20 protein-coding genes are annotated in these 25,003 nt (G+C 60.7%); 4 read left to right on the plus strand and 16 right to left on the minus strand.

Annotated elements, in window-relative coordinates; genetic code table 11:
- Window positions 1-537 (plus strand): sensor histidine kinase (locus SB772_RS00005; RefSeq protein WP_410831176.1); only part of this gene is annotated, 537 nt, incomplete at its 5' end.
- Window positions 538-975: 438 nt separating this feature from the next.
- On the opposite strand, the gene SB772_RS00010 is transcribed toward SB772_RS00005, so the two are convergent.
- From SB772_RS00010 to SB772_RS00040, 7 genes are all read right to left on the minus strand, one after another.
- Window positions 976-1,575, minus strand: a complete 600-nt coding sequence (locus SB772_RS00010; RefSeq protein ID WP_410831177.1) for a 2'-5' RNA ligase family protein — start codon at window positions 1,573-1,575, stop codon at window positions 976-978.
- Between the two features lie 44 nt (window positions 1,576-1,619).
- Entirely contained in the window at window positions 1,620-1,928 is a 309-nt protein-coding gene (locus tag SB772_RS00015; RefSeq protein WP_410831179.1) for a hypothetical protein, read from the minus strand.
- 121 nt (window positions 1,929-2,049) lie between these two features.
- Window positions 2,050-4,074: a sigma-54-dependent Fis family transcriptional regulator gene (locus SB772_RS00020; protein WP_410831181.1), complete on the minus strand. Its 2,025-nt coding sequence runs from the start codon at window positions 4,072-4,074 to the stop codon at window positions 2,050-2,052.
- A 368-nt stretch (window positions 4,075-4,442) separates the two neighbouring features.
- Window positions 4,443-4,949: an acetone carboxylase subunit gamma gene (locus tag SB772_RS00025; protein WP_410831183.1), complete on the minus strand. Its 507-nt coding sequence runs from the start codon at window positions 4,947-4,949 to the stop codon at window positions 4,443-4,445.
- 43 nt (window positions 4,950-4,992) lie between these two features.
- Window positions 4,993-7,317, minus strand: coding sequence for a hydantoinase B/oxoprolinase family protein (locus SB772_RS00030; RefSeq protein WP_410831185.1), 2,325 nt, complete (start codon window positions 7,315-7,317; stop codon window positions 4,993-4,995).
- Window positions 7,318-7,327: 10 nt separating this feature from the next.
- Window positions 7,328-9,475 carry a hydantoinase/oxoprolinase family protein gene (locus SB772_RS00035; protein ID WP_410831187.1) on the minus strand — a complete coding sequence of 716 codons (2,148 nt, stop codon included), beginning with the start codon at window positions 9,473-9,475 and terminating at the stop codon, window positions 7,328-7,330.
- A gap of 414 nt (window positions 9,476-9,889) precedes the next feature.
- Entirely contained in the window at window positions 9,890-11,920 is a 2,031-nt protein-coding gene (locus tag SB772_RS00040) for a sigma-54-dependent Fis family transcriptional regulator (RefSeq protein ID WP_410831189.1), read from the minus strand.
- 11 nt (window positions 11,921-11,931) lie between these two features.
- Between SB772_RS00040 and SB772_RS00045 the strand changes: the two genes are divergently transcribed.
- Both SB772_RS00045 and SB772_RS00050 read left to right on the plus strand, forming a co-directional pair.
- Window positions 11,932-12,378 carry a hypothetical protein gene (locus SB772_RS00045; RefSeq protein ID WP_410831190.1) on the plus strand — a complete coding sequence of 149 codons (447 nt, stop codon included), beginning with the start codon at window positions 11,932-11,934 and terminating at the stop codon, window positions 12,376-12,378.
- Between the two features lie 115 nt (window positions 12,379-12,493).
- Entirely contained in the window at window positions 12,494-12,736 is a 243-nt protein-coding gene (locus SB772_RS00050) for a hypothetical protein (RefSeq protein WP_410831192.1), read from the plus strand.
- Window positions 12,737-13,150: 414 nt separating this feature from the next.
- Here SB772_RS00050 and SB772_RS00055 read toward each other — a convergent pair whose 3' ends face one another.
- Window positions 13,151-13,573, minus strand: coding sequence for a DoxX family protein (locus SB772_RS00055; protein ID WP_410831194.1), 423 nt, complete (start codon window positions 13,571-13,573; stop codon window positions 13,151-13,153).
- A 48-nt stretch (window positions 13,574-13,621) separates the two neighbouring features.
- Window positions 13,622-14,320 carry a pirin family protein gene (locus SB772_RS00060; protein WP_410831196.1) on the minus strand — a complete coding sequence of 233 codons (699 nt, stop codon included), beginning with the start codon at window positions 14,318-14,320 and terminating at the stop codon, window positions 13,622-13,624.
- Between the two features lie 180 nt (window positions 14,321-14,500).
- Between SB772_RS00060 and SB772_RS00065 the strand changes: the two genes are divergently transcribed.
- Entirely contained in the window at window positions 14,501-15,418 is a 918-nt protein-coding gene (locus SB772_RS00065; protein ID WP_410831198.1) for a LysR substrate-binding domain-containing protein, read from the plus strand.
- Window positions 15,419-15,459: 41 nt separating this feature from the next.
- Here the strand turns inward: SB772_RS00065 and SB772_RS00070 are convergent, their stop codons facing one another.
- The 7 genes from SB772_RS00070 to SB772_RS00100 all read right to left on the minus strand — a co-directional run bounded on the left by SB772_RS00070 (window position 15,460) and on the right by SB772_RS00100 (window position 24,920).
- On the minus strand, window positions 15,460-16,317 hold the full coding sequence (locus tag SB772_RS00070) for an alpha/beta hydrolase (RefSeq protein ID WP_410831200.1): 858 nt from the start codon (window positions 16,315-16,317) through the stop codon (window positions 15,460-15,462).
- Between the two features lie 614 nt (window positions 16,318-16,931).
- Window positions 16,932-17,216 (minus strand): DUF4148 domain-containing protein, encoded by a 285-nt coding sequence (locus tag SB772_RS00075; RefSeq protein ID WP_410831202.1) that lies wholly within the window; start codon window positions 17,214-17,216, stop codon window positions 16,932-16,934.
- Window positions 17,217-17,471: 255 nt separating this feature from the next.
- Window positions 17,472-18,152: a TetR/AcrR family transcriptional regulator gene (locus tag SB772_RS00080; RefSeq protein ID WP_410831203.1), complete on the minus strand. Its 681-nt coding sequence runs from the start codon at window positions 18,150-18,152 to the stop codon at window positions 17,472-17,474.
- 474 nt (window positions 18,153-18,626) lie between these two features.
- Window positions 18,627-19,778: a porin gene (locus SB772_RS00085; RefSeq protein ID WP_410831205.1), complete on the minus strand. Its 1,152-nt coding sequence runs from the start codon at window positions 19,776-19,778 to the stop codon at window positions 18,627-18,629.
- A 224-nt stretch (window positions 19,779-20,002) separates the two neighbouring features.
- Window positions 20,003-21,652 (minus strand): FAD-dependent monooxygenase, encoded by a 1,650-nt coding sequence (locus SB772_RS00090; RefSeq protein WP_410831207.1) that lies wholly within the window; start codon window positions 21,650-21,652, stop codon window positions 20,003-20,005.
- A gap of 578 nt (window positions 21,653-22,230) precedes the next feature.
- Window positions 22,231-24,459, minus strand: coding sequence for a molybdopterin cofactor-binding domain-containing protein (locus SB772_RS00095; RefSeq protein ID WP_410831209.1), 2,229 nt, complete (start codon window positions 24,457-24,459; stop codon window positions 22,231-22,233).
- Window positions 24,456-24,920, minus strand: coding sequence for a (2Fe-2S)-binding protein (locus SB772_RS00100; protein WP_410831211.1), 465 nt, complete (start codon window positions 24,918-24,920; stop codon window positions 24,456-24,458). Before SB772_RS00100 ends, SB772_RS00095 begins: the two co-directional genes overlap by 4 nt.
- Window positions 24,921-25,003: the final 83 nt, after the last annotated feature.

Below are 25,003 nucleotides of genomic sequence, written 5' to 3' on the forward strand. Positions count from 1 at the left end.
CGCCTGATACGTAGCGGAGCCCGGATGCAGGCGTTGCTTGATGACCTCACCGATTTCAACCGGACCAGGCTGGGCCTAGGCATCAGCGCAACAGCCACGAGCGTCAACCTTGCAGATGTGCGCGCAGTTCATCCTGACAGGCAGATTGAGCTGCAGGTAAGTGGCAATTTACAGGGGCTCTGGGACGGGCGGCGCCTGCAGCAACTGCTTGGAAATCTCGTACTCAATGCCGTCAAGTACGGGGCACAGGACACTCCCGTGCGCGTGGTGGTTACCGGTGATGTAACGCATGTCCGTGTCGAAGTTAAAAACTGCGGCGCTGCCATCGAGCACGCAACGCTGGCGCGCATCTTCGATCCCCTAACGCGGGGGCCGGATCATCCGGGCGAAGTGGACAAGCCGGGCGGTCTCGGACTAGGTCTGTACATTGCAAGCGAAATCGCCAAGGCACACCACGGTGCGATCGAGGCGCGGTCCGACGAGACGGAGACCTCATTTTCGGTGTTACTCCCGCGCGCGGGCGGAACTGTAACCTGACGGTTCGTCGCGGCGAGAAGTGGCTGCCCGACGGCGATCGTCGCGGCACACCAGCCACATTCTCGCCGTCGAGAACACAAGCCCATCAAGATGCTGCATTGACAAGCGAGGTACCGCAGTCGTCGAACCGGCTGATGGAGGTTGGCTGTCTGCCCGGGATGATTGCAGGCGACGAGCTAATCTGAAGATTGATTAGAGAGCCGATTGAAAGCACTCGCAGGCCGCTATACCTCACGAAACGGCCATTGATGCCACGCGACCGTGAGCGGCTGTTGAGGGTCGAACTGAGCCGTTCAAAGTCACTTTGCCGGCGCGAAGTCCGAGTTCGGTTCAATCGGCCTAAGCGGCTTTGCAGGCGGTTGCGCAACCGGCGTGCGGTTCTAGTCCGAAGCGCTTCGGCGCATGTGCTTCACGACGGCCGACGCGAGCCAGAACGTTTCACTCAGCCGCCAACCGCCAGCGAGCCAGAGCGACGTGCCGGGTACGCCCGAGCAAGCTGTGCACCAGGACGAACTCACGCACGTTCCAACTGATGGCTTCGACAGGACGTGTGGCGGCCCAAGGCATGCCGTAAGCCAGGGTCACGTGCGGGGTATACGGCACGCTCGGCGAGACTGCACGATCTCCGGATATAGCGGCGCGCAATGCCAGTCCAAGCGCGTCGTGAAGTGCGTGGAGTCCAACCACGCCCTCGCCTCCACCCAACACCAATGGCCCCGGCCGCGGCTTCAGCGCAAAACTGACCGCACTGTCGAACTCGACGCTAAAAGGCGCCATCCTGATCGACGCGGCCGCGTTCATCGCCGCATCCACCCAGGCGGGCGGCAAACCGCCTGCGAAGTTACCGAGGTGAAGCAACGTGACGTGCAAACGGTTGGCCGCTAGAGGCTTGCCCTTCGAGTGCGTCTGCCCACAGAGCCGTTGCGCCAGCTTCGAGATGCTGGTCGCCGTATTCGTATCTGGAAAGACGGCGAAGAACAGGCCGTCTGTCGGGACAGGCGGCGCCTCGAGGCCGGGCAACCAGAGTTGTTCAGGCATGGTGCGCTTGAGTGGGTGAGGCGGGCATAGAATTGAATCTCCGTTCAGTCGTGCGTGTTTGCCCGCGCGTCTGGAAAATCAGAGCGCGCTTGCACTCGCGGGCTGACCACGCCCAATACTGTACATTCATACAGTATCGACAGCAACTTGGAAATGCCGAAAAAGCTGGAAGTACTGGCTGACGCTGCGAAGAACAATGCGTCGTACCCAAACAGAAACAGGATGTCGGATGAGATCGGTGCGCAGTTGCCCCGGACGCGAAGGTTGGCGGCATGCATCGCCGCAGCGCCTGCCATGCCAAAACCGCAGCAACACACAGCAATGAAAAAGGGCGCCGCAGCGCCCTCTTCCATGCCTTTAGATCAGCAAACTCTCCACCCGATTATCTTTGCCTCTGCCACTAACCTATCGCCGGCTCGCGTACGTTACGCACGTCATGCGCACCTTTGTGCCATGCCGTGTACCGCCACCCACCTAACTACCCGCCCCCCGGGCATCGATCAGCGTGCGATCCAGACCATATTTCCTGAGCTTCTGATACAGCGTGCTTTTCGCTATGCCCAGGTGCCGGGCGGCGGACGTCAGGTTCCCATGAGAGATGATGATCGCGTTGCGAATCGCACCATGCTCCGTCGTTTCCAACGTCACACGACCGTCGCGCGAAACCGGCTCGTCACCGCCGGCGCTTACCTGCCCGTTGCCCGAGCGCAGCTCCGCAGGCAGATCGTCGAGCGTCAGCCTCTCCGCGCTTGCTGTGAGAAGCATGCTCTCGACCACGTTATGAAGCTCCCTGACGTTGCCAGGCCATGAATACGCGTCGAGCGCCGCAATCACGCCGGCGTCGATCTCCGGGCTTGCCCTGCCTAGTTCGGTCGCGAATTGACGGACAAGATGTTCGGCCAGGCGGCGAATGTCCCCCGGCCGGTCGCGCAACGGCGGAATATGGATACTCGTGACGGCGACGCGATAGAAGAAATCCATCCGGAAGCGCCCTTCTGCGACCTCCTTTCTCAAGTCGCGATTGGTCGCCGCGACGAGTCGAAACGTCACTTTCCTCGGCACGTTTTCACCGAGCCGATAGATTTCCCCCTGCTCCAGTACGCGCAAGAAGTGCGGTTGCAGATCCACCGGCATTTCGCCGATTTCGTCGAGAAACAAGGTCCCGCCATTGGCCGCTTCGATCTTGCCCAGTGCGCCGCCTCGGCGCGCGCCAGTGAACGCGCCGTCGCCGTAGCCGAATAATTCGCTCGCCAGCAGTTCGCGCGACAGGCCGCCACAGTTGAGCGCAACGAAGGGGCCATCGTTCGCCTCGCTTGCGTGGTGAATGCCTCTCGCAAACAGTTCCTTGCCTACGCCGGTCTCGCCCAGCAGTACGACCGGTGCGCGTGAACGGGCGATCTGGCGAGCCCTGTCGACGGCATCGAGCAGTGCCGGGGCTTCGCCCAGAATGCTCTCGAAACCGGCCGCCGGCTTGTCGTCGGCACAGCCACGCAGTGTGCCGACCGCTCTACGCACGGAGGCCGTGCGACGCACGAACGGAATGACAAGCAAACTGCCGATGCGCCTGCCGTCGTCGATCACCGGCTCGATCCAGTCGGGCTGGATCCAGTGCGGCAGATCGGCGGGCGAAATGTATGCAGATGAGGAATCGGTGGCGAGTGCGAGGATGCGCTTTGGCCGGGTGAGCGAAAGATCGCCGCCGGCGGCCGCAATCGCTGCTTCGGCGTGTTCGTTGACCTTGATCGGATAGCCGCCGTGATCGAACACAACCGCACCATCGGTCGCGAGTCTCGCCATTCGGCTCACGCAGCGATCGAGCAGCCGATAGCGAAGTTCCATGGCCCGCGCGGCCAGACGGCTTTCAATGCGGCTCGCTGCCGTGACGACCAGTGCCAGGCTATGACGATTGTAGGATTCAGATAAGCCGGACACATCGATGACGCCAATGATCGTGCCGTCGCGCGGATCGCGGATCGCGTTGGCCGAGCAGGTCCAGCGCTTGATGCCGACGCAGAAGTGCTCGGCGGAATGGATCTGCACGGGCTGGCCAACCTCGATCGCGGTACCAATCGCGTTGGTGCCGCAAATCATCTCGTTCCAGGACGCGCCGGGCAGGAGCTGGATTCCGTGGGCCGACGCGATGGCGGCCGGGTCGCCTTCCAGGTTAAGGATAGTGCCGGCCGGTTCGGCGAGGGCCATGATCGTTTCGGTTTGAGCCAGAAAATCGCGGGCGTGCGCCATGACCGGCGCGCTTGCCTCAACCAGATCGCGGTGATTGCGTTGCAACGAGTACAGCAGGTGCTCGTCCAGTGGCGGCGGCGCGTGACCCAATCCGGGATCGACCTGGCGCTCGACGCAGCGTTGCCACGACGTGTCGACGAGGTGCCGCACGACACTGTGCGGTACTTCCCCGCCGTTCAGGAATCGCTCCCATGCAGCCATGATGACCGCTTCGTCACCGGGGTTCGAGAACATCTGTGCGGCATCCGACATGCCCATACCTGTCTCCTTTTTATATCGCCTCGTACTAACGGTTAGGCGTGTCATGCCGCTTGCGCGGTGATCGCTGCCGCGCCGCAACATGGCAAACCCATTCGGCTCATGCAAGGAGAAGGGCAAGATCGATGCCATCGACCGAATGCCACAGGAGAATGTTCGGTACGCCACCCGGCGTTCGATTCCCGGACGACGGACGGACAGACATCGTTCGATTTTCGAACGGTGTCTGCGCGCCGGCGCGCTCGTCCGGATCATCCTTTTTGCGCCGCATCAAACTGTGCTCATGGAGCGGCCGATGAACCCAGCGACGTCCCGCAGCCGACTGCGGGACAATCGGGCGCGGTAAAAGCCGCGCCCTGCCCTTTACGCTAGTCGGCGCGCTCGGGAACCGGCAACTGCAACCACTCCTTGTAGAACGCCTCGATATCCGGTTCGAAATCGTGAATCACCGGATACCACGGCGTCGGCGCTTCGACGTCGTGCATGGTTGCGCAACTCGGGCAGTAGTACTCGCGGTAGACCTGCCACTGGGTGTCGGGGGCCATGAGCTTCGGATAGACCTCGAGCATGGCCTCCTCGGTGTCGCGCACATAGACGTTGGCGTACAGTTTCCAGTTCTCGCGGTAGTCGCAGAACTCATGGCCGCAGTCGCACTTGACCAGCCAGTGCTTGCTCTTCGCGGCCTGCACGATATGCAGGTGCGGCCCGAGCGGCAAGACGATCTTGTCGGGCCATGCGACCTTGCCCTGCAATACTTCGAGGTACTGGCTAAAACGCTCGTGATCTTTCGGCATGGACAACATGCGCGCGGTCGTGTCCCAGTCGAGTCGCCCATCGACCAGATTGCTGACCTGTTCTTTCGTGTAAGCAGACATTTCGATACTCCTTGATTCGCTTCGATGTCGATACCGGTATGGATTACTCTTCGACCTGAACCACCGTGGTCACGTCGGGCAGCAACGAGAGATCCATCCGGTATTTCGAGCCGTAGGACGGCACGTCAAGTTCTGCCTCGGTCATGTTCCAGTCGGCAGGCAGGTCCCAGAACTTGCGGAAGTCGTTGAGGAATTTCTCCGACAACCCGAAGCTGGTCGCGAACATGTGACGCACCGGGCGCGACGCATGTTTGGTGAGGACCCGCTCGCGCTCTTCCTTCATCCATTCCCGCGTCGGCAACGAGCGTGCGAGCCGCTCATTGCGGATTTCGCCGCGGCGCTTCACGGTCTTTTGCGCATCGACCGCCCAGATTCCCGTGGCGTCCTGCGACAACACCGCGCCGTACACCTTCTCGGCAAATTCGGGCAGCAGGAAGCCGTTGTTGAGATCCTTCGCAATCGCTTCCGTTTCCCGATCGAGCGGGTCACCGAAGCCCGGGCCGCCGCGCAGATAATTGAGGTACAGGTCGTGGTTTTCGTAGCAATCCTCCGTCGTCATGCATTGCTTGTCGCGCTTGACCTTGGAAGTCGCATCGATGTGCCGCTCGTAGTCCGGTGCGTCGGGATTCGTGTCGCCGCCGAGCGGCAGCGAGAGTCCCTGCGCAATGCGCTCCTTCAGGCCCGTCTTGTGCGCCTCGAACCGGTAGCCGGTGGCGGACGGATAGCCGCCCATGAACCCCCAGTCGCTGTTCATGTAGCCATTGCCCATGAAGAACATGGTCCAGTCCTGTGCCTTCCAGACCATGCGCAGCGTTTCGAAACCACACCCGCCGCGATACTTGCCATAGCCGCCGGAATTGGCTTTGACGTTGCGCCCGAGATAGAGCAACGGTTCGGCCATCTCCCAGATCTCGATGTCGCCCATGTCGCCTTCGGGGTTCCAGATCGCAGCCGCGTGATTGAGACCGTCCTTGATGGCGCCGGCGCCCGTGCCGCACGACGAAGCCTCGAAGCTGTTGACCGCGTGCACTTCGCCGTCCTGGTTGATGCCGCCGCCTTGCAGCCAGTTCGACGTATTGGCGTTGCCGGCGTTGACTTCTTCCAGATAGCCACGGCTGAAGTACGCCTGGCCGAGCCCCCGCCACATGGCGCTCCACCCCGATACCAGGAAGTGCCATGCATAGGCGTGCCCGGTGCGGCGATCGTCCGGATTCATCCACGTGCCCTTGGGCAGGCGGAACTCCGTGCCGAAGTAGGCGCCGTCGTTGATGCGCTGGGTCGGCACCAGGGTCTGGGTCATCATGACCCAGATGCCGCTCGTGAACGCCACGTGGTGCGCGTTATAGGTGTGCCATCCCCAGCGGCTCGCGCCTTCGAAATCCAGCCGCCATGTGGCGTCGGGGCGGATCGTCATTTCCACCGGCGAGTGCATGATGGTGTCGATCTTGGCGAAGGCCGAGGGCGTCTGGATATCTTCGTGGGCGTAGGGCACATCCACAAAGGCGACCTTGCGGTATTTGCCGGGCAGCGTCATCGCCTTGATGCGGCTTTGCAAACCACGACGGCCCTCTTCGATGACCTCATAGCTGAACTTCTCATAAGCGTCCAGTCCCTCGGTGGCGATGATCGTTTCGACCATGTCGCGGATCATGTGACAACCGGCGATCCGGGTGCGCTCGTCGAGGATCCAGTATTTCGGCGTGCGCACCGAACGCTGGCTTTCATGCAGCCAGTCGCGTAGCGGCTGGTCGTTCACGCCGGTCTTGCGGCAGGTGATCTGGTAGCCGTCGCCGAAGCGCTGGACCTGGCCCGTCGACATCGAACCCGGCGTTACCGCGCCGGTGTCGATCACGTGCGTCACACCGCCCACCCAGCCGATGAGTTTGCCCGCCCAGAAAATCGGCACGATTGTCGCAATGTCGCAAGGGTGAACGTTGCCGATCGAGCAGTCGTTATTGGTGAACATGTCCCCCGGGTTGATGCCCGGGTTGTCCTCCCAATTGTTCTCGATCATGTACTTGATCGCGGCGCCCATCGTGCCGACGTGGATGATGATGCCGGTCGAGGTCAGCACGCAGTCGCCGACCGCGTTGTACAGCGTGAAGCACAATTCGCCTTCCTGCTCCACGATCGGCGACGCTGCAATCTTCTTCGCGGTTTCGCGAGCGTGCACCAGACCGCCGCGGATCTTGGAGAACAGTTTCTCGTAGCCGATCGGATCCTTCTCGCGCAACTCGAGCCGGGCGAGCCCGTTGTAATGACCCGTTTTGCTGGTGCGCGCCATGATCTCGGCACGGAACGCCTTCAGGGTCTTGCCGTTGGCGAGCAATTCGGGCTGGCCGACTTCCTTGGATGACATGAGGTTCATTTGCCTCTCCTTACTTCACTTCTTGCAGATGGAACAGACGGTGCTTGTCGAGCGTGGTTTCGAAACCATCCGGCACGACGAAGGTGGTGGAGGCGGACTCGATGATGGCCGGCCCCACGATGTGGTTACCCGCCATGAGCGACTCCATCTGCCAGATGTCGGCTTCGACCCACGTCTTGTGCCGATAGAACGGGCGCTTGCCCAGGTACGCAGACTTGGGCGGTGTTTCGCCCGCTTCCGGGTCCTCCGGCAGCACCGGTTTCTGTGTGGCGACAAGGCCGCGCATGATCGCGCCGGTCGCGCTGAAGCCCAGTTCCGGTGAGCGGGCGGAACTCGCGTACACCCTCGAGTAGGTTTCCTCGAACGCTTCGGTGATCTTCTTCCAGTCCGCCGCGGTGGTGGCGGCGCTAATCGGCGAAGTGATCTCCAGATCGTTAAGTTGTCCCATGTATTGCATCCGGTAGCCGGGTAACAACGTGATGTCCTCCAGCTTGAAACCGTTGATGACGAACTCCTCGACGACTTTGTCGGCCAGCTCCCTCCACGCGTCCTGAATCACCGCGCAGGCCGCCACTTTCTGTTCATCGGGGGCGTCCGGCGCTACCGCGATATCCACGCTCTTGTCGTAGCGGTACTCGAAATCCGCGCATGCGCAACCGAACGCAGAGAATCCGGCTGCCCATGCAGGGACGATCACGTCCTTGAAGCCCAGGCCTTCCGTATAGCCGTAGGTATGCACCGGCCCTGCGCCGCCGTACGAGAAGCACACGAAGTCGGTCGGGTTGTAACCCTTCGCGCTGATGTTGGCGCGCAAGTACTCGTGCAGGCTGAGATCGAGCAGTTCGATCACACCCGCAGCGGCATCTTCCACCGAGAGGCCAAGCGGATCGGCGATCTGGGCCTTGATGTGTTGCCGTGCGCGTTCGACGTCGAGCTTGATCGCGCCGCCGAGGAAGTTGTGGGGGTTGAGATAACCCAGCACCACGTGGCAGTCGGACACCGACACCGTATCGAGTCCGCTTTCCGGCCAGCATGTGCCCACGCGATAACCCGCGCTATCGGGCCCGAGCTTGATGGAACCGCTATAGGGGTCGAGCCGCACGAAGCTGCCCGCTCCCGCACCCACCGAATCCATCGCTACCAGCGGCAGCGAGAGCACCAGACGAGCCATGTCCGGGTCGGAGGCGATCGCAAAGTTGCCCTTGGTGATCAGCGCCATGTCGAAGCTGGTGCCGCCGATATCGCTGCATGCGATGTTCTCGTAGCCCAGTCTTTCGCCAAGCAGCCGCGAGCCGATCACGCCGCCGATCGGACCGGAGACGATCGTGCGGGCGAGCTCCTTGGCCTTCCAGCTGATCGTCCCGCCGTGCGTGGCCATCACCCGCAGATCGAACTTCGCGCCGTGCTTCCTGAAACGGTCACTGACCTTCTTCAGCGTTTGCCGGGACGGCTCGGCCGCGTAGGCTTCGAGAATGGTGGTGTTGGTGCGGTGGCTTTCCTTGCGCGACGGGTAGTAGTCGACCGACGCGAAGACCGGAATGTCCACGCCGATTTTCTTCAGTTCGTCGCGGCAGACATCGCGTGCGCGCTTTTCGCTCGACTCGTTCTTGTGTGATTGGAGGAGACAAATGGCAATCGCTTTCGATCCGGCATTCACGAGTTCCCGCGTCGCCTTGCGCACTTCGTCTTCGCGCAGCGGGATGACGATTTCACCCTGAACGTCGGTGCGCTCCGTCACACCACGGGTGCGCGAAAGCGGGACCAGCGGTTCGTCGTAGCGGTGGGTGTTGAGGTGGATGCGCTCTTCCAGCGCGTAGCCGAGATAGCTCTGGATGGCCCGCCCCATCGAGTGAATCTGTTCGAAGCCTCGATTGCAGAGAAGCCCCACATCCAGGCCTTTGCGCTGAACCACGCGATTGAGCATCGCCGTTCCGGAATAGACGCATGTCACCAGTTCCGGGTAGACCTCGTCCACTTCGCGAGCCCACTGCGTCAGCGCGTCTTTTGACGATTCCAGAATGGCCAACGATTCGTCCGCGGGATTGCTTTGGGCTTTGCCGACCACGAAGCGGCCATCTGAACGCACGAAGAAGGTATCGGTCATCGTGCCGCCGGCATCGATGCCCAATACCTGGACGTGTGAAAGTTGCTGTTCCATTAGTGTCTCCAGCTCTCCTTGATTGAACATCGCCTCAACGACAAGGCGCGATGCGAAGCGAGCATTGCGATTCGCTTCGGAGCAGATAATTGCAAGGGATATGCCATTGGACGGCCGAACCCGCGTGGAATCGGCCAGCCCTTGACGGGCGTGGCGCTTCAGGGCGTCTGTTGACGGACTGGAAACGGCCGACGCGTTCGTGCAGCGACCGATTCCTGGACGGTCGGCCGTTTGGAGAGCGGATTTCGAACGCAGGTCTGAAGGGATGAGCGACGCGCAGGAGGACCTGCGTGAATGCGGGTTGCTGCGGCTGCGGCAGGGTGGACCGCGAGCTTCGGTGGCGCGTCGCCTCAGCCAACGCGAACCGGGATTCAGCGCAGCGGCGTCATGATCCCCGGTCGCAATCGACGATGCTCAATGTCGCCGGGTGACCTGCCGGGTGGTTCCAAGGTCCTGCATCAGCGAGTACTTCCTGATCTTCTGATAAAGCGTGCTTTTTGCTATGCCGAGTTGCGCGGCCACCTGGGTCAGATTGCCCCGGCTTTGCTGGATCGCCACGCGGATCGACTCGGCTTCCGCCATTTCCAGCGAGCGGACCTTCTGGCGTGCAAGCGCGGACTGCACCGAGGGCACCGTATCCTGAGCGCCTGACAGAACAGCTGAAGCGCCGATTTCGGGCGGCAGGTGATCCACCGTTATTGCGCCATCCCGGGCCATGAGCAGCGCCCCCTCGATCGCGTTGCGCAACTCGCGAACGTTGCCGGGCCATCCATAGTTGAGCAGAGATTCGTACGCGACATCGTCGAAGACGGCATCGGCCACGTTGTAGCGTTCACACGAGACGCGCACCCAATGCGCGATCATGTCGGGCAAGTCCGCCTTGCGTTCGCGTAGCGGTGGTATCGAGATGTTCGTGACAGCCAGCCGGTAATACAAATCCATGCGGAATTTGCCATCGGCCACGTCGGCACGCAGGTCGCGATGCGTGGCGGCGATCAGGCGGAAGTCGACCTTGCGAGGCGTGTTCTCACCCAATCGATAGATCTCCCCTTCCTCCAGCACGCGCAGCAAATGCGGCTGGATATCGAGTGGCATTTCGCCGATTTCGTCGAGGAACAGCGTGCCGTGATTGGCCGCTTCGATTTTCCCAGTCATGCCGGATTTGCGCGCGCCAGTGAATGCCCCTTCCGCGTAACCGAACAGCTCGCTGGTCAATAGGTCGCGAGACAAGCCGCCACAGTTCAGGGCGACAAAGGCGCCGTCCGCCCTCGCGCTGGCCTGATGGATGCCTTGCGCAAACAACTCCTTGCCGACGCCCGTTTCACCGAGCAACAGCACCGGGACCGTGGCTTTGGCAAGCTGCTGCGCTTTCTGGACAGCCGCACGCAGCGCCGGACTCGTGCCGACGATACGAGAGAACGCCGGCGCAGGCGTGGCTTCAGCGGCCGGCATCGCGTCAGGCAGCACAGCGGCGCGCCGGCTAGCGGCGGGGGCGATCAGCATGAAGCCGAGGGTGTCGGCGTCTTCCTTGACCCGTTCGATTCGTGCGACGCGCAGCCACGCGGGTGATTGCGGCGACAGGGCGCCATCGGCAATCCTCGAGATGTCCGGGATGGGAAAAGCGCCTTCCAGTGCGCCAGACAGACCGAGACGAGCAAAGGCGGCTGGCGCCTGCGGGTTGGCTTTGACAAGCCGTCCGCACTCGTCCACCACCACGACACCGTCCACACGCCCGGAGCAATAGGCCATGCACCGCTCCATCAGGCGCAAACGCCGCTCCATGGCGCATTTGGCGAGCCGGCTCTCGATACGTCCTGCCATCGAGACGATGAACGCCAGACTATGCTGGCCGTAGGTTTGCGCCAGCCCTGAGACGTCCAGCACGCCGAGTACCCGGCCATCCAGCGGATCGCGGACCACCGTGGCGGAGCAGGTCCACTGCTTGATGCCCGCGCAGAAATGCTCGGCACCATGGATCTGCACCGGTTGCTGCAAAGCGAGGGCCGTGCCGATCGCATTGGTGCCGCAACTGAGTTCTGTCCAGCTGCAACCGGGTATCAAGCGAACTTCGCCTGCCGGCTCGACGATGCGCGTATCGCCAGCCAGTTCGAGGATCATGCCGTCGGGATCGGCGAGCAGCAGGATCGTTCCCGTCTGCGAAAGGAACTCGCGTGTCTGCTGGATAAGCGGCACGCTGGCATGCATCAGGCGGTCGCTCCTGGCGCGCAGGTCGAACAGACGCCCTTCTTCCAGAGGCGGGGGCGCAGAAGTCGTACCGGGGTCCACGCTCGCGTCCAGGCAGCGGCGCCAGGAATCGTCCACTACCCCACGCAGGGCGCCGTTGGCCGACGTGTCACCTTGAATCAAACGTTCCCATGTCGCCATGACACTGGCGTCGCGATCCGGACTGGAGAACCAGTCCATTGGTGTACCTGTCTCTTTCATGCCGTCACCGTATGAGCATGACTTTTTCGCCCGACCAGCGGGCTCACCCTGCTGATGATGGTTTTCTTTTTTTGGGTCGTGAAGCGCGTTTGGTCCAGTTGATAGCCCACTCATCCCGCATTCCGGTGCCGGCGGGCGGTGAGCGCTGGGGCGGCCTCGATGCTTCGAACGTAGTGTTTTCGAACGCTTCGCTGTCCGCTACAGGCCGTGGCGCTATCGTGGCCGTCGGTCGGAGCGTTCCTGACGCCGTGGCTGCTCTCGTCGGCGCGCCGTCACAGCGCAGTTGCCATGCAAACACGAACCTCCGTTCAAATTCTATCCCTGAAAAACAGGACCGTCCGGAAATCGAACGCTTTGTGCATCTCTGCGTGCATCTCTCACGCGTCCTGGCGACGGGCTGCCAGAAAAATCAACATGAAATCAACCATTTACAGACTGACCTAGGAATGCTGGCATAGCCCATGCGTTTAATTGGGCACAGGCGAGCCGCCATGGTCGCTTGCAGGTTCGGTCCAATCGCCGAAGCAGCGGTTGACGGCGCATTTGACGGGAATGAGGTCGAAGGAGAAGGCGATGAACAGCGGTCAGATGTCCTTGCGTTTGCTGGTCGACAAATGGTTGGCGCCGACCCCGGCGACGCCGGTTCGCGTCACACGCTTCGGTCGCACGAGTGCGAATCGCAAACGCTATGTGCGCGTCGAGGCATTGCGTTCGACCGGCCTGCTGGCGATTCTTTTCTTCAGGCACGATGACGGCTCGTGGTGTGTATTCCCGCCCAGCATTGAAAGCGGGCGGCCGGCCATGAGCGTGTATTAGTCTCACTTGAGGCAGGTCGGACGCCTGCAGCTAGCATGGTTTCCACGCGCTCCCACCTTGACGATCCGCTTCGAAATCTGGTTGCGCTCAGCAGCATCGATGCCTACGAAGAGGAATAGCGCTGGCCCGCCCTCCACGAAATGAAACGTTGCTGCGAGTTTCGCACTCGTTCGATCGGTGTCCTCTCTTACCGGGTGCGACGCTGCACGGTCAGATCGCGACCGATGCGCGGATCTCGGCCTCGCCCAGCGCAAGCGCATCTGTGTTCGTATGCACCGAGTAGTAGCCGAGCACCAGTGGATGGGGATGCCTGGAAATAAGCGGTATGGTGGCTACCCGCTGGCGTTGCAGCGAGCGCCGATCCAGGTGAGACGATCCAGCCGGTCAGCCGGTCGTCTCAGCGGATCAGCCTTCTCAGCTCGCGTTCACAGGCGAAACACGCAAAGCTGTCCGACCGGAGCGCGCGTCCAGGCTGAACGCGCCGGCACCGAACCAGGTGATCTGCAGAAGGCCACCGGCCATCATCACGTTCTTGAGGAAGTGAATCATCTGGTTTTGATCGGCGAAGTTGTGGTGAAAGAACATCGCAGTGACCACGCAGAACACCGCCATCCCCAGCGACACGACGCGAGTCCTGTAGCCCGACAGCAGCAGCAGGCCGCCGCCCAGCTCGGTCAGCACGGCAAGAATGAACGCGAGTGGCGGCACGGGCAGCCCCATGGCCGCAATATAGCCAACCGTCGCGCCGTACGCCGCGAGCTTACCCAGCCCGCTCATGACAAACGGTGCCCCGATCAGAATACGACCCAACAACGGAAGAAATTTGAAACGTTCCATTACGAACTCCTAAATTGAATTTGCGTAGGTGGATTATGAAAAAGGGAATTAGCCGGCGTCCACCATCACCAGCTCGGAATCTTCAAGAGCGGAAATCTGCGCCGCAGCGACTGTCGTAATCGCCACGCCGTCTAGCGGCCCAACGGGCTCGCCATTCACCTCGATGTGTCCCGAGGCCACGACGAGATAGGCACGACGTGCCGGACTCAACTCGTGTCGAACGCTTTCGCCTGCCTTGAGCATTGCGCCGAATACACGTGCATTGGCACGAATAGGAAGCGCACCTTCATCGTCGGCGAAGCCGCTGGCAAGGACTACGAAGCGCCCTGACCGGTCGCCTCTTGGAAATGGCCTGGTATCCCACGCGGGTTCACCACCGGCTTCACGAGGCAGCAGCCAGATCTGGTAGACCTTGAGCGGCACCTCGCCCTTGTTGAACTCGGCGTGGCGTATGCCCGTGCCGGCGCTCATGACCTGGACATCGCCTGCGTGGATCGTTCCCTCGGATCCCAAGGTGTCTCGATGCCCGAGCAGGCCCTGGCGCACATAGGTGATGATTTCCATGTCACGATGCCCGTGCATGGGGAAACCGTTGCCAACCGCGATCTCGTCGTCGTTCCAGACAATCAGGGGACCTAGGGCGGCGTGCTCGAGATTGCCGTCGGCGCTCACCGCGAAATGGTATTTCGCGCGCAGCCAGTCGAGGTCTCCCCTGTCCAATGATTCCCAACGCCTGTGTGTGAGCATGTCCTTCTCCGTTTCCTGGCACCGCAAATGCGACGCTTGTCATCTGTGCGAGCCGCCGGATTTGGCGCTGGTGCAGGTGATGAGACGAATGCTATATTTGCAACGAACTCGCGCATAGATCCTGTATTGGAATGCATCATTGCTGCAGACAGAACGATCGGAAGGAGTTAAAGCCTGCCCATGAACGCAATCACTGACCTCAATGATCTTCGGCTCTTCGCGGAGGTGGTCGAGCGTGGAAGCTACACGGCGGCCGCACGCGGCCTCGGCCTACAGACGTCGAAACTCAGCCGGCGCGTTCGCGCATTGGAGGAAGAGCTTGGCGTTCGCCTGCTCAATCGCACCAGCCGGAGCCTGTCATTGACGGAAACCGGGCGGCAGTTCCACCAGCATTGCCTCGCGCTGGTGGCAGAAGCAACGGCCGCAAAAGAAATCGTGGACCGGACGCGGTCCAAGCCGCAGGGCACCGTCCGCATCGCCTGCCCCGTGGCCTTACTGGAGTCCGGCATCTCCGCGATCATCGCGCGATACATACAAGACAATCCTGATGTCCAGGTCCTGCTGGATGCAACCAGCCGTCGCGTGGATGTCGTCGAGGAGGGTTTGGACTTTGCCATCCGGGTTAGGCTTCCTCCGTTGGACAACACCGATCTTGCCGTCCGCCAGTTGGGCTTGTCGATCCACATTCTGGTTGCCAGTCCCGAATTGGCGCTGCGCCATCCGGCGCCCAGCTCGATAGAATCCGTGAAGGAATGGCCCACCCTCTCCATGGCGAGCAGCAACGAGCGATTTGTGTGGAATCTGGTCGACGTTGAGGGACGCGTGACATCATGGGCGCATCAGCCCCGCCTGGCGACCGACGACCTGGCGAGCCTTCGGGTTGCGGCGATATCTGGCGTCGGCGTGGCAATGCTGCCCAAGGAACTGGTTGAGGCCGATATTCAGGCCGGCCGCCTGCAGCACCTGCTGCCAGGTCTGGCTACCACACCGGGCCTTGTGCATGCGATCTTCCCCACGCGCCGAGGCATGGTTCCGGCCGTGCGTCACTTGCTCGATGCGCTCGTGGCAGGATTCGAAGGTCAGAACCGGCAGCGCTAGAGCGGTCAACCGCGTTGTGCTCTGCAACTTGCGCCGTGGTTTCAGCGTGCAGTACTCGGGCCGGCACCTGCCGGCAGCTTCTCCGTGAGAAATCTGCCGATGGCATCCAGCGCTTGTGCAGACGCCTTCAACCTTCCGATGCTGCCGGCGAATCCATGCGGCATCCCTATCCAGACATCAAGCCGGGCATCGGTTCCTGCGGCAATCGCACGCTCGACATATCTGCGCGAATCATCGAGCAGTACTTCGTCGTCTCCGACGTGAATGCGGACGGGAGGCAATCCGGAAAGCCGCGCGTGAAGCGGCGAAGCCAGCGGAAGTTTCGGGTCGGCACTACCCAAATAGGAATGCACCAGTTCCGCGACTTGCGGAAGGGTGAAATACGGATCGGCATCCGCACGCGTCACATACGTCTCGCCCGAGAGCGTCAGATCGGTAACCGGCGATAGTGCGACCACGCCAACAAGAGCCGCCTTTGAGGAGACGGCGTCGGCGGAGACGCGCGCGGCGAGGACCAGTGCGAGATTGCCTCCGGCAGAATCTCCCGTGATGGCAATCCGTCGAATTCCCCTTTCCTCAAGCCCGCGGTAACACGCCAGCACATCGTCGACGGCCGCAGGAAAAAGATGCTCGGGAGCAAGCCGATAGTCCGGGATAAATGCGCTCGCTCCCGCCCTCGCAGCGATATGCCCGACAAGGTGGCGGAATGCTTTGGCAGTTCCCAGGTTGAACCATCCGGCATGCAGATGGAGGATCGCCTCGTCAGATCGACAATGCGCAGGACGAACCCAGAGCCCAGGAATGCCGCCAACCGTGTCGGCTTCGAAGGTGACGTCATCGCGGGGCAAAACGCCCTCCATCATGGCATCGAAAGGCTCGCGTGCTTCGATGCCCCTCAATTTGCCTTACATGGGACTCGCCATCGCTCGCGTGGCAGTGGTGATCACCCCATCTTCCGGGTCAAGCGGATGGGTTACGACGAAATCCCCCAACGGACCTTCAGTCGTCGGACGTTGCATAGTCGGCTCTTTCGAATTGATGGGTTGTTAATGGCACCGGTCCTCGGCCAATGTCGAACGACGGTCTGTATCCTGGTCAATTCGATATCCGGATCGGTGTTGGCCAGGCGGGGATCTGCCTGGCCGTCTCGCGCGCGTCAACGGTGCGAATATGCCTGACGTTCAGCCAAACAGCTTGTTGGCCGTGCGGGCGATCAGTTCGCCCTGGTGGCGAGTGCCGGATCAGAATACGATCCAACAGCGGAAGAAACCTGTCACGATCCATGACGAGTTCCTGAACTGGAATGACGACTCAACGTGAAGGTTACGTCCGAAACGCTTAGGCGCATATCTCCACGGTTGCAATGGATCGTTGCTTTTGGCAGCACGACAAGAATTAATCAAAGTATCCGCGCACATAAAGCAAAACGGCTGAGTCTTTCCCACCGATACAGGCGGGAAAGACTCAGCCGCAAATTGCGCAATTGTCGAAAATCGCGCCTTTACACGCAATATTACAGACCGCTTGCTGCGCCCGAACGAGACGTTCCGTCAGCACCACCACCGTATCCTGAAACAGGGGCTTGGGCTGTGGCATTCTGCTCCGCGACCTTTGCTTCAGCTGCCTGGATGTTTTCGGGGTAGTGAATCCAGTCGTGCGGGTCGTAGCCAGCTTTCTCGAGCTGCACCAGTTCGGCACGCACCTGCGCACGACTTACCGGCTGACTGGACTGTGCGAACGACGCAACGGGTGCTGCAAAAAGGGCAACAATAAGAACGATCCTGGTGAACGACTTCATGGTGACCTACCTCAACGATTTTTGTTAGTTGCGCTACAAAGACCAGCTTCATTGCTATGGTTGAACGCAGTCTAAAGGGTAAAAATCGTCAGGGTAAGTACTAATTTTTCCAATTCTCCGTTTCACGTGCGTCAACAATCGGCCAACGTCGCCACCAAGCGTGCGAGCGTGGATGATGCGACCTCCTCCTTGCAAAACGCTCGATCCGGTAAACGCATTGGCTACTCCTTGTCTATTTGTTGGAAGTGAACTTGCCTACAGCACCACGTAGCTCTTGATTATGTGGTCGACCAAGGTCGGCAAACGCTGAGCGACACGCCGCGAATCGCCGCCTGATTTGAAGTTGCTTGTTGCATTCTCCCAAAGCATCATTAACGTATCCGCCAACGCTTCGGCGTCTACCGCATTTGCGGCAATAGCCAGTCGTATCAATAGTGCTCGAAACTCCTGGCCAAGCTTGGTACGCGATAGCCTGACAGGATGATCCTGGTCGGCGAACTGTACCGCCGACAACTGAGGTTGCCCTGGCGGATAATCATCGGAAGCCAGTTCAACGGCGACATCGATAAAGAGTTCGAGCAAGTGTTGGACAGGCTCCTCGCCAGATCGATGTCCAGCTGCCCGCCATTGCGCACGCTCACGATCACAAAGCAAGTCAGCATAAGCCTGTAGAAACGCCTTACGCGACCCGAAAATCCGATAGATGTGCCGCTTACCGAGCCCCGTTTGATCGGCGAGCCGATCGAGATTCAACGACTCGATCGGCTCGCGATAGAAAAGCGCTACTGCGGCTTCAAGAATGATGTTCCGGAGATCGCCCGTTGCAGCCTGCGGACGTCTCCCGTTCTTTCGATGGATCGCGGATCGTGCAACTCGCAACGAGTCGGATTCAAGTTCATCTCGCTGAGCAAGGTCATCCACCATTGCTTTCCACATCGTTCAGCCATCCTTTGTGTCAGCATCCGAACCGGTTTCAAAGACTGTTATAGCGGTTCTTGTAACAAAGCATATTTGCGAATCTCGCGTGATCGACCAGGAAACGTCACGTCGTAAGTCGTGTCGCTCTGGACACGTCTCAACGCATTACTATACGATTGTAAAATATAATGTCAAGACTCAATCACAGCCCGCAAACCGTGCCGGTTAAAGCTGGAATCATGAAGCGGCGCTGACCGCACCACACGGAGACGACAACCGTTATTGGAAGCCTTCCAGCACGGTTTTTCCGATAGCTCTTCCCGTTTCGATAGCCCCGGCCAGTCCCTGTATATTACTATACATGTGGAAAGTATAAAGTCAAGGTGTGTCGTAAGACAGGGACTAGCGACGCATAGTCAGAAGGCGCAGGGCCGCCGCCTCGGCGAACGACCCCGGCCCACTGTGCCGCGATATCGCGCGGCGACGGGCCATTTAGAACAGATGGCGAATACCCACCATCGCACCGGTTTGATTCACGCCTGGCAACGGCGTCGAGGTGGGCGGGACCACGCCACCGTCAATCGAGAAAGCTGCGTTGCGCTGGTTGAACACGCGCCCTGCAGTGACGTACACCGACGTGCCCTTGGAGAAAAAGTACATCGCGCGCGCTGCAATCACGGAGCCCCCCGCGGCATGGCCGCTCACGGTGATATGGCCGAACTGTGCGTCAAGAGCAATGTCCGGAAGGGGAAGATAGGAGCCACCGATCCACCAGTAGTTGCTGATCGCGTCGAAAATGGTCGGGGTCAGCACTCCGTGATTGATTCGATGGAGGAATCCCGCGCCGAAAGTCGAGTTGCCAAACTTCGCGTAGCCATCGATGACGGCGCGCGTATCCGTTTGCGAACTAAGCGGCAGGGGCGAGCCGGTGCCCCCGCCACCGTAGTTACGATCGACGGCCACTGCTACGCCCCATTTCCCCGCGTCATATTTCATCATGGCGGATATTGCCTTGCACGCCCGCCAGTCGGTCGGTGATTGGCCGGCGCACCCTCCGGCCGGCGCACTATCCACCGCGTCACGTCCAAACGAATACGTCATGGCCGCGGTCAGCCCCGATGCCGTGAAGGTATAGGTGATCGCATTGTCAACTCGCGGCTGGGTCAAGTAGGGGTCCAGATCGGCAGCAGCATAAATATTCGGCGCCAACGTATCGCCCGTTAGTACCGCCCAAAAGATTTGCGAATATTGCCGACCGAGAGTCAACGTCCCCCATGGCCCGGAAAGCCCGACATAGGCCTGCCTGCCAAACAAACGCCCCCCTTGATTCAGCGTGCCCTGTGCCGGGGCAAAACCCGACTCCAATAGAAAGACGGCACTCAGACCGCCGCCCAGATCCTCTTTGCCACGGAGGCCCCACAATGATGGCAGCGAGGCCGTGAGCGTCGGCGTGTGCACTGAGCTGGACTTCCGAGGACCGACATTTGTCACATATTCAACGCCGGTATCGATGATCCCATACAGGACGACCGAGCTCTGCGCATGCGCTGCGCTCGACACAAGTGCGGCAAGAAACGAAAACGCCCACCAAACCAGCTGGCGCCATGAACGGCCACCTCTGGCCCGATTTAACCGTGAACTCATTCGTCCGCCTCCAATGTTATTGAAATTTAATAAGTTATACTTATCTATATAATTTCAGCGCCGATTGACCATACAGGCAAGGCCTTGGTCATCGGGTCAAGTACAAGGTCACGCTGTGCGTCCGGGTGAGGCACCCAACAAGGCGGCGGTACACCCGCGCCGTCGCACGTCGGGCTTGCAGCGTACGGACTGACCGAATATCGATTCGGTTCAGCACGGCTCGATCAATGGCGGCCGATCGAACCGGATGCGTGGTTCATGTTGCTATGTCCGATCACCCTCGCGGCGAGATCATTGGCGGCCTGTGGTAGTCGGTCGCCACGCCACGCGACATGCATGTCGGGCCGGACCAGGACGAGATCGCGCTCATAAATGGCGCGAAGCGCGGAATCCGGAACCACGAGCACATCGAGTGGCGCGCCGAGTGCTTCGAACGCGGCGAGAAGCGAGCCCGCACCGTGCCCACCCGCGACATCGATCAACGTGTAGCGGTCCGACCGTAGCCGGTCCTGGATGGCGCTTCCGTCCGCAAGCCACATATGGGGAAGCCGCGCGCCCGGCCAGGTAGTGGGAAAATAGGCACGCAGATCGTGCTGCGGCCCGCCCGGTGCATTGTCGATAATTGGCGAATCTACATAGCGATAGCCCAACTCTGCGCCGATCATCTCGTTCGACTTGCGCTGCTGCACGTTCGCCACTTCGACAAGGTGAGCGCGAGCAGCCACCCCAGCGGGCGTATCGTCTCCGATCTCCGGACGCACCTCGGCCAACCAGGCGCGGTATCCTAGCGACGCGTAGCGCGATGCGCCGACAACCCGCTCGCCAATCTGGCGCCGTTCAGCTTCGTAGGAGGCCAGCAACGCCGGTCCGCCCCACCCTTGCAACGTCGCGGCCAACTTCCAGGCAAGATCGGTGGCGTCGCCAACACCGGTGTTCATGCCGAGACCGCCAGTAGGAATCACGAGGTGCGCTGCATCGCCCGCGAGGAATACGCTTCCCTCTCCATAGCGTTCGGCCAGCAGCAGGTTCTGCCGCCACTCCGCGCAATAGAGCATCTCGTAGGGTAGTGGAACGCGGACGATCTGCTCGAACATCCGTCGCATTTCGTCATCGCTCTCGACGGCGGAATGGACCGTCCAGTGACGCGTCGAATCCTGCATGATCATGAAGGTAGGCGGTCCGCCAGCAACCAGATAGTGCCGCCCCCGGCTCGGTCCGTTGCCTATTGGCAGTCGCTCGTACAGTTGCTCACAGTAGAACAGGCCCTGCCTCAGCCGTGCAATGTCGCCCTCGCCCTCCAGACGGATGCCCAGTTGCTTACGCACGCGGCTCGCGCCACCGTCGCAACCCACCAGGTAGGCCGCCTTCAATGTCCTTCTCGCACCGTCGGCGTCATTGACCACCACCAGAACGCCGCCACCCTCTTCGGTGAATTCCAGAAACGTGGTACTCCGCATCACGGTGACCGATGGCAATTGCTCAACCACCTCCAGAAGAAGCGGCTCCAGTGTGTACTGCGAAATGAGCTGATAAGGTTCGAGCGGCAGGCTGCCGTCGTGGCTCTCGCGTGTCAGCGCGAGCGCCTCCGCCACCGATGGATAAGGCAAACGCAGGATTGGCGGCTCCACCATGGAACGGATGATCTGGACATCCATGGGGACGTCCTCGGGCATGCCGGCGGCCCGGATACGGTCCGCGAGACCCAGCCGCCGAAAAATCTCCATGGTCCGCGCGTTGCAACGCTCCATTTTCGGCAGAAACTGGGACTCCGCCTTTTGCTCAACAAGCACACACGCTATGCCGCGCCCGCCGAGGTCGATCGCAAGTGTCAGTCCTACTGGGCCGGCTCCGACAATGATGACTTGAGTTTCCAAAACCGATCTCCGCTTTTCTACCCCTGTCTACCGGACGTGCTCCGGGGTCGTGTCGCAACCTGACTTCCGCTTCAGGCGTCTCTCCAAGACGTCAACGCCCTCTAGCCGGTCAATTCGCGCCGCATGGCCGCCTGATCCGGATCGGAACCGTCCACCCTTGGCGCCACTTTTTTTAGATCAGCCCAGCATGGAAGACCCGCCGCTTCGATGACTTTATTAATTAGCTATACTAATAACATTATCGAAAACTTATCCTGGGATCGGTCATGGTCAGCTAACCCTGTGCTCGACCGGTTCGATTCCTCCCTAAAGCATAGCCGAGTAAAATAAGTATCAGACACGATCCCGGTGCAGACACCACGGCCAGAGGAAAACTATTCGCATTCGACCGGGATATTTATTTGATTTTTCAATCATATATGAGATGGAGTATAGTTGATTTTTCAAGTATATACACCCATGTAAACCCTCGACCCACCGGATGAGGGCGACTGAAATGAACTGGCTCGAAAATGTCTGGTATGTCACCGGATTCAAGCTTGAGCTCGACCGCCCCCCTGATCGGGGACGAGCACACCTCAGACGACATGCTCGAGAACCTTGGCCGGCACCATGGGCAAATCGCGCAAACGGGCGCCGCTGGCATGGGCCACCGCGTTCGCTAGCGCAGCTGCCGTCGGGCCGAGGGAACATTCGCCTGCGCCAAGGGAAGCCGCATCCGGAGTCCCCAGCAACACGACGTCGATCGGCGGCACCTCGGCGAAGGTCAGGATTGGGTAGTCTTGCCAACTGCGTGTGGTGATTTCGGTGCGACTGAACATAACACGCTCCTTGAGCGCCCAACTCAGTGCCTGCACGATGCCACCCTCGATCTGATTCTTCACGCCGTCAGGATTGATCACGCGACCCACGTCAATGGCAGCGGTCACTTTCGTCACACTGATCACACCCGTGGAGCGGTCAACGTGCACGTCGACGACGATCGCGGCGTACGCCCCGATGTTTTTGTACCGTGCATACGCGAATCCGCGTCCGCGCTGCCCGTCGCCCTTCAACCCGACCCGCCATCCGGACTGGCTTGCCGCCTCACGCACCACGGCAATCGCACGCGGATCACTGAGGTGCGCGAGGCGAAACGCGACCGGATCAGTATTTGCTGCGAGCGCAAGCTCGTCCATGAACGACTCGATCGCGAATACATTGCCGTAAGCGCCCAACGTGCGCAGCGAACTCGTGCGAATGGGTGCGTCCAGCAGCAGATGGTTCGTCACCCTCTTGCGCGCCAGATTGTAGAGTGGCACCGCATTACGGTCGCCATTGCCGTATGGCTGTGGAATCGGCACCGGCACCGACGGCTGAAAGGGCTTGGCAAGGTGCCAGGCGGCCAGCAGATTCACACCACCGGGTTGACCCGGCCGCATTGCGTGCGAATTGCTCCATACCTCATAGTTCCAGTCGACTATGCGGCCTTCCCTGGAGAGGGTCGCCTTAGCCCGCATCACCATAGCCGGACTGATCGGCGCCCACGCGAATTCTTCATCGCGCATCCATTGAAGCTTGACCGGCCGTCCCGCCACCTCGCGAGCAAGCAGCGCCGCGTCCAGCGCCACATCGTCAGCACCATTGTGGCCATAGCACCCCGAACCCGGCACGTGCACCACATCGACCGCGGTCATAGGCATTTCAAGCACCGTAGCGAGATTGCCGCGCAGTGGAAACGCGCCTTGCGTGTGGGACCAGACGGTCATGTGTCCGTCCTTGAGCAGCGCAACGGAACACGAAGGCCCAATTGACGCGTGTGAAAGGTAGGGGCGAGAGTAGGTCGCCTCCAGTTGCGTCACGCTATCAGGCACGGGTGTATCCTGTCCCGATTCGCCAATCACGGCATCCGCGCTTCGCCAACGCAGCAGTGCAGGCTGGAGATGGTCCACGTCCGGCAACGCGACATAGTCCGCGCTCCACTGCGCCGCCTGCTGCAACGCACGGCGCGCGGCTATCGCCTGCTCTTCGCGCTCGGCGACAACACCGAGGAAGTTGCCATTGCGAACAACGGCAATGACACCCGCCAGCGCCCTGACAGATGCGTCGTCGAATGAAAACAGTTGCGCGCCATACCTCGGCGGCCGCACGATACGGCCGAAAAGCATGCCCGGCAGACGCATATCCTGAACGAATGCCGCGCCGCCGGTGAACTTTGCCGGAAAGTCAATTCGCGGTACTGATTTGCCGACCAGTTTGTATTCCGACGGACGCTTTGGCGTGACATCCGCCGTCACCTCGCGTGCGAGAAGTTCCCGTTCGTCCCTCGCGATCTCCGCGTACGTCATGCGGCGGCCGTCGGCGGTCAGCATGACACCGTTCTCGACGCGCAGATCCGCCGCGGACACGTTGAATCGCCGGCACGCCACGCCAAGCAGGACCGCCCTCGCCTGGGCCGCGGCAAAACGCAACGCCGCCCCACTTTGCTCGACCGATTGGCTGCCGAAGGTATAGTTCTCATTAGGGCTGCGGGCCGTATCCGCAGAAATCATGTGCACGCGAGCCAGATCCACATCGAGTTCGTCCGCAGCGATCTGTAAGAGCGCTGTGAGAATACCCTGCCCCAGCTCAGCCTTTCCCGTGAAGATCGTGACCGAGCCTTCCTCGTCGATTCGAATCCAGCCGTCAAGCCTGCGATTGGCACGAAGATCAATCGGGAGGTCGGGCTCGCCCCACGCAAACTCAGCGAATGGCGCAAGCGAGAACGTCGCGACTACCGCCCCGGCCAGCTTGCCAAACGCGCGTCGAGAAAGTCTGACGGTGTTCATCCGCGCAACTCCTGCGCTGCACGCTGAATCGCACGGACGATTCGATTGTGCGCGCCGCACCGGCATTTCTGGCCGGCCAACTCGCGCCGTATGGTCGCCGGGTCCGGATCGGGATTTCGCTCCAGCAGCGCTTTCGCGGCCATCAACATCCCGCTCGAGCAATAGCCGCACTGTGCGGCCTGCTCAGCGAGGAAGGCCTTCTGCAGCGCATGAAGCTGTTCGCCATGGCCCAGGCCTTCAATCGTGGTCACCCGAGCCGCACCTACCGCGCCAACCGGAAAAACACATGAGGGCGTCGCATCGTCGCCGACCATAACCGTGCATGCACCACACTGCGCCTCGCCGCAACCGAACTTTGGACCGTTTAACTGAAGATCGTTGCGCAGCACATAGAGCAGTGGTGAATCAGCCGCTACGGTCAGAAGGTGTCGCTTGCCGTTCACCGTGATCGAAATACCCATGTCATCCTCCTTGAATTCCTATCCCTGATGCCATTTTTTGTGGATCGGAACCGCGCAAAAATCGCCATCGCGGATTCTATTTT

The organism is Paraburkholderia sp. SIMBA_030 (assembly GCF_046535245.1).
In the GTDB taxonomy this organism is placed as follows: Bacteria; Pseudomonadota; Gammaproteobacteria; order Burkholderiales; family Burkholderiaceae; genus Paraburkholderia.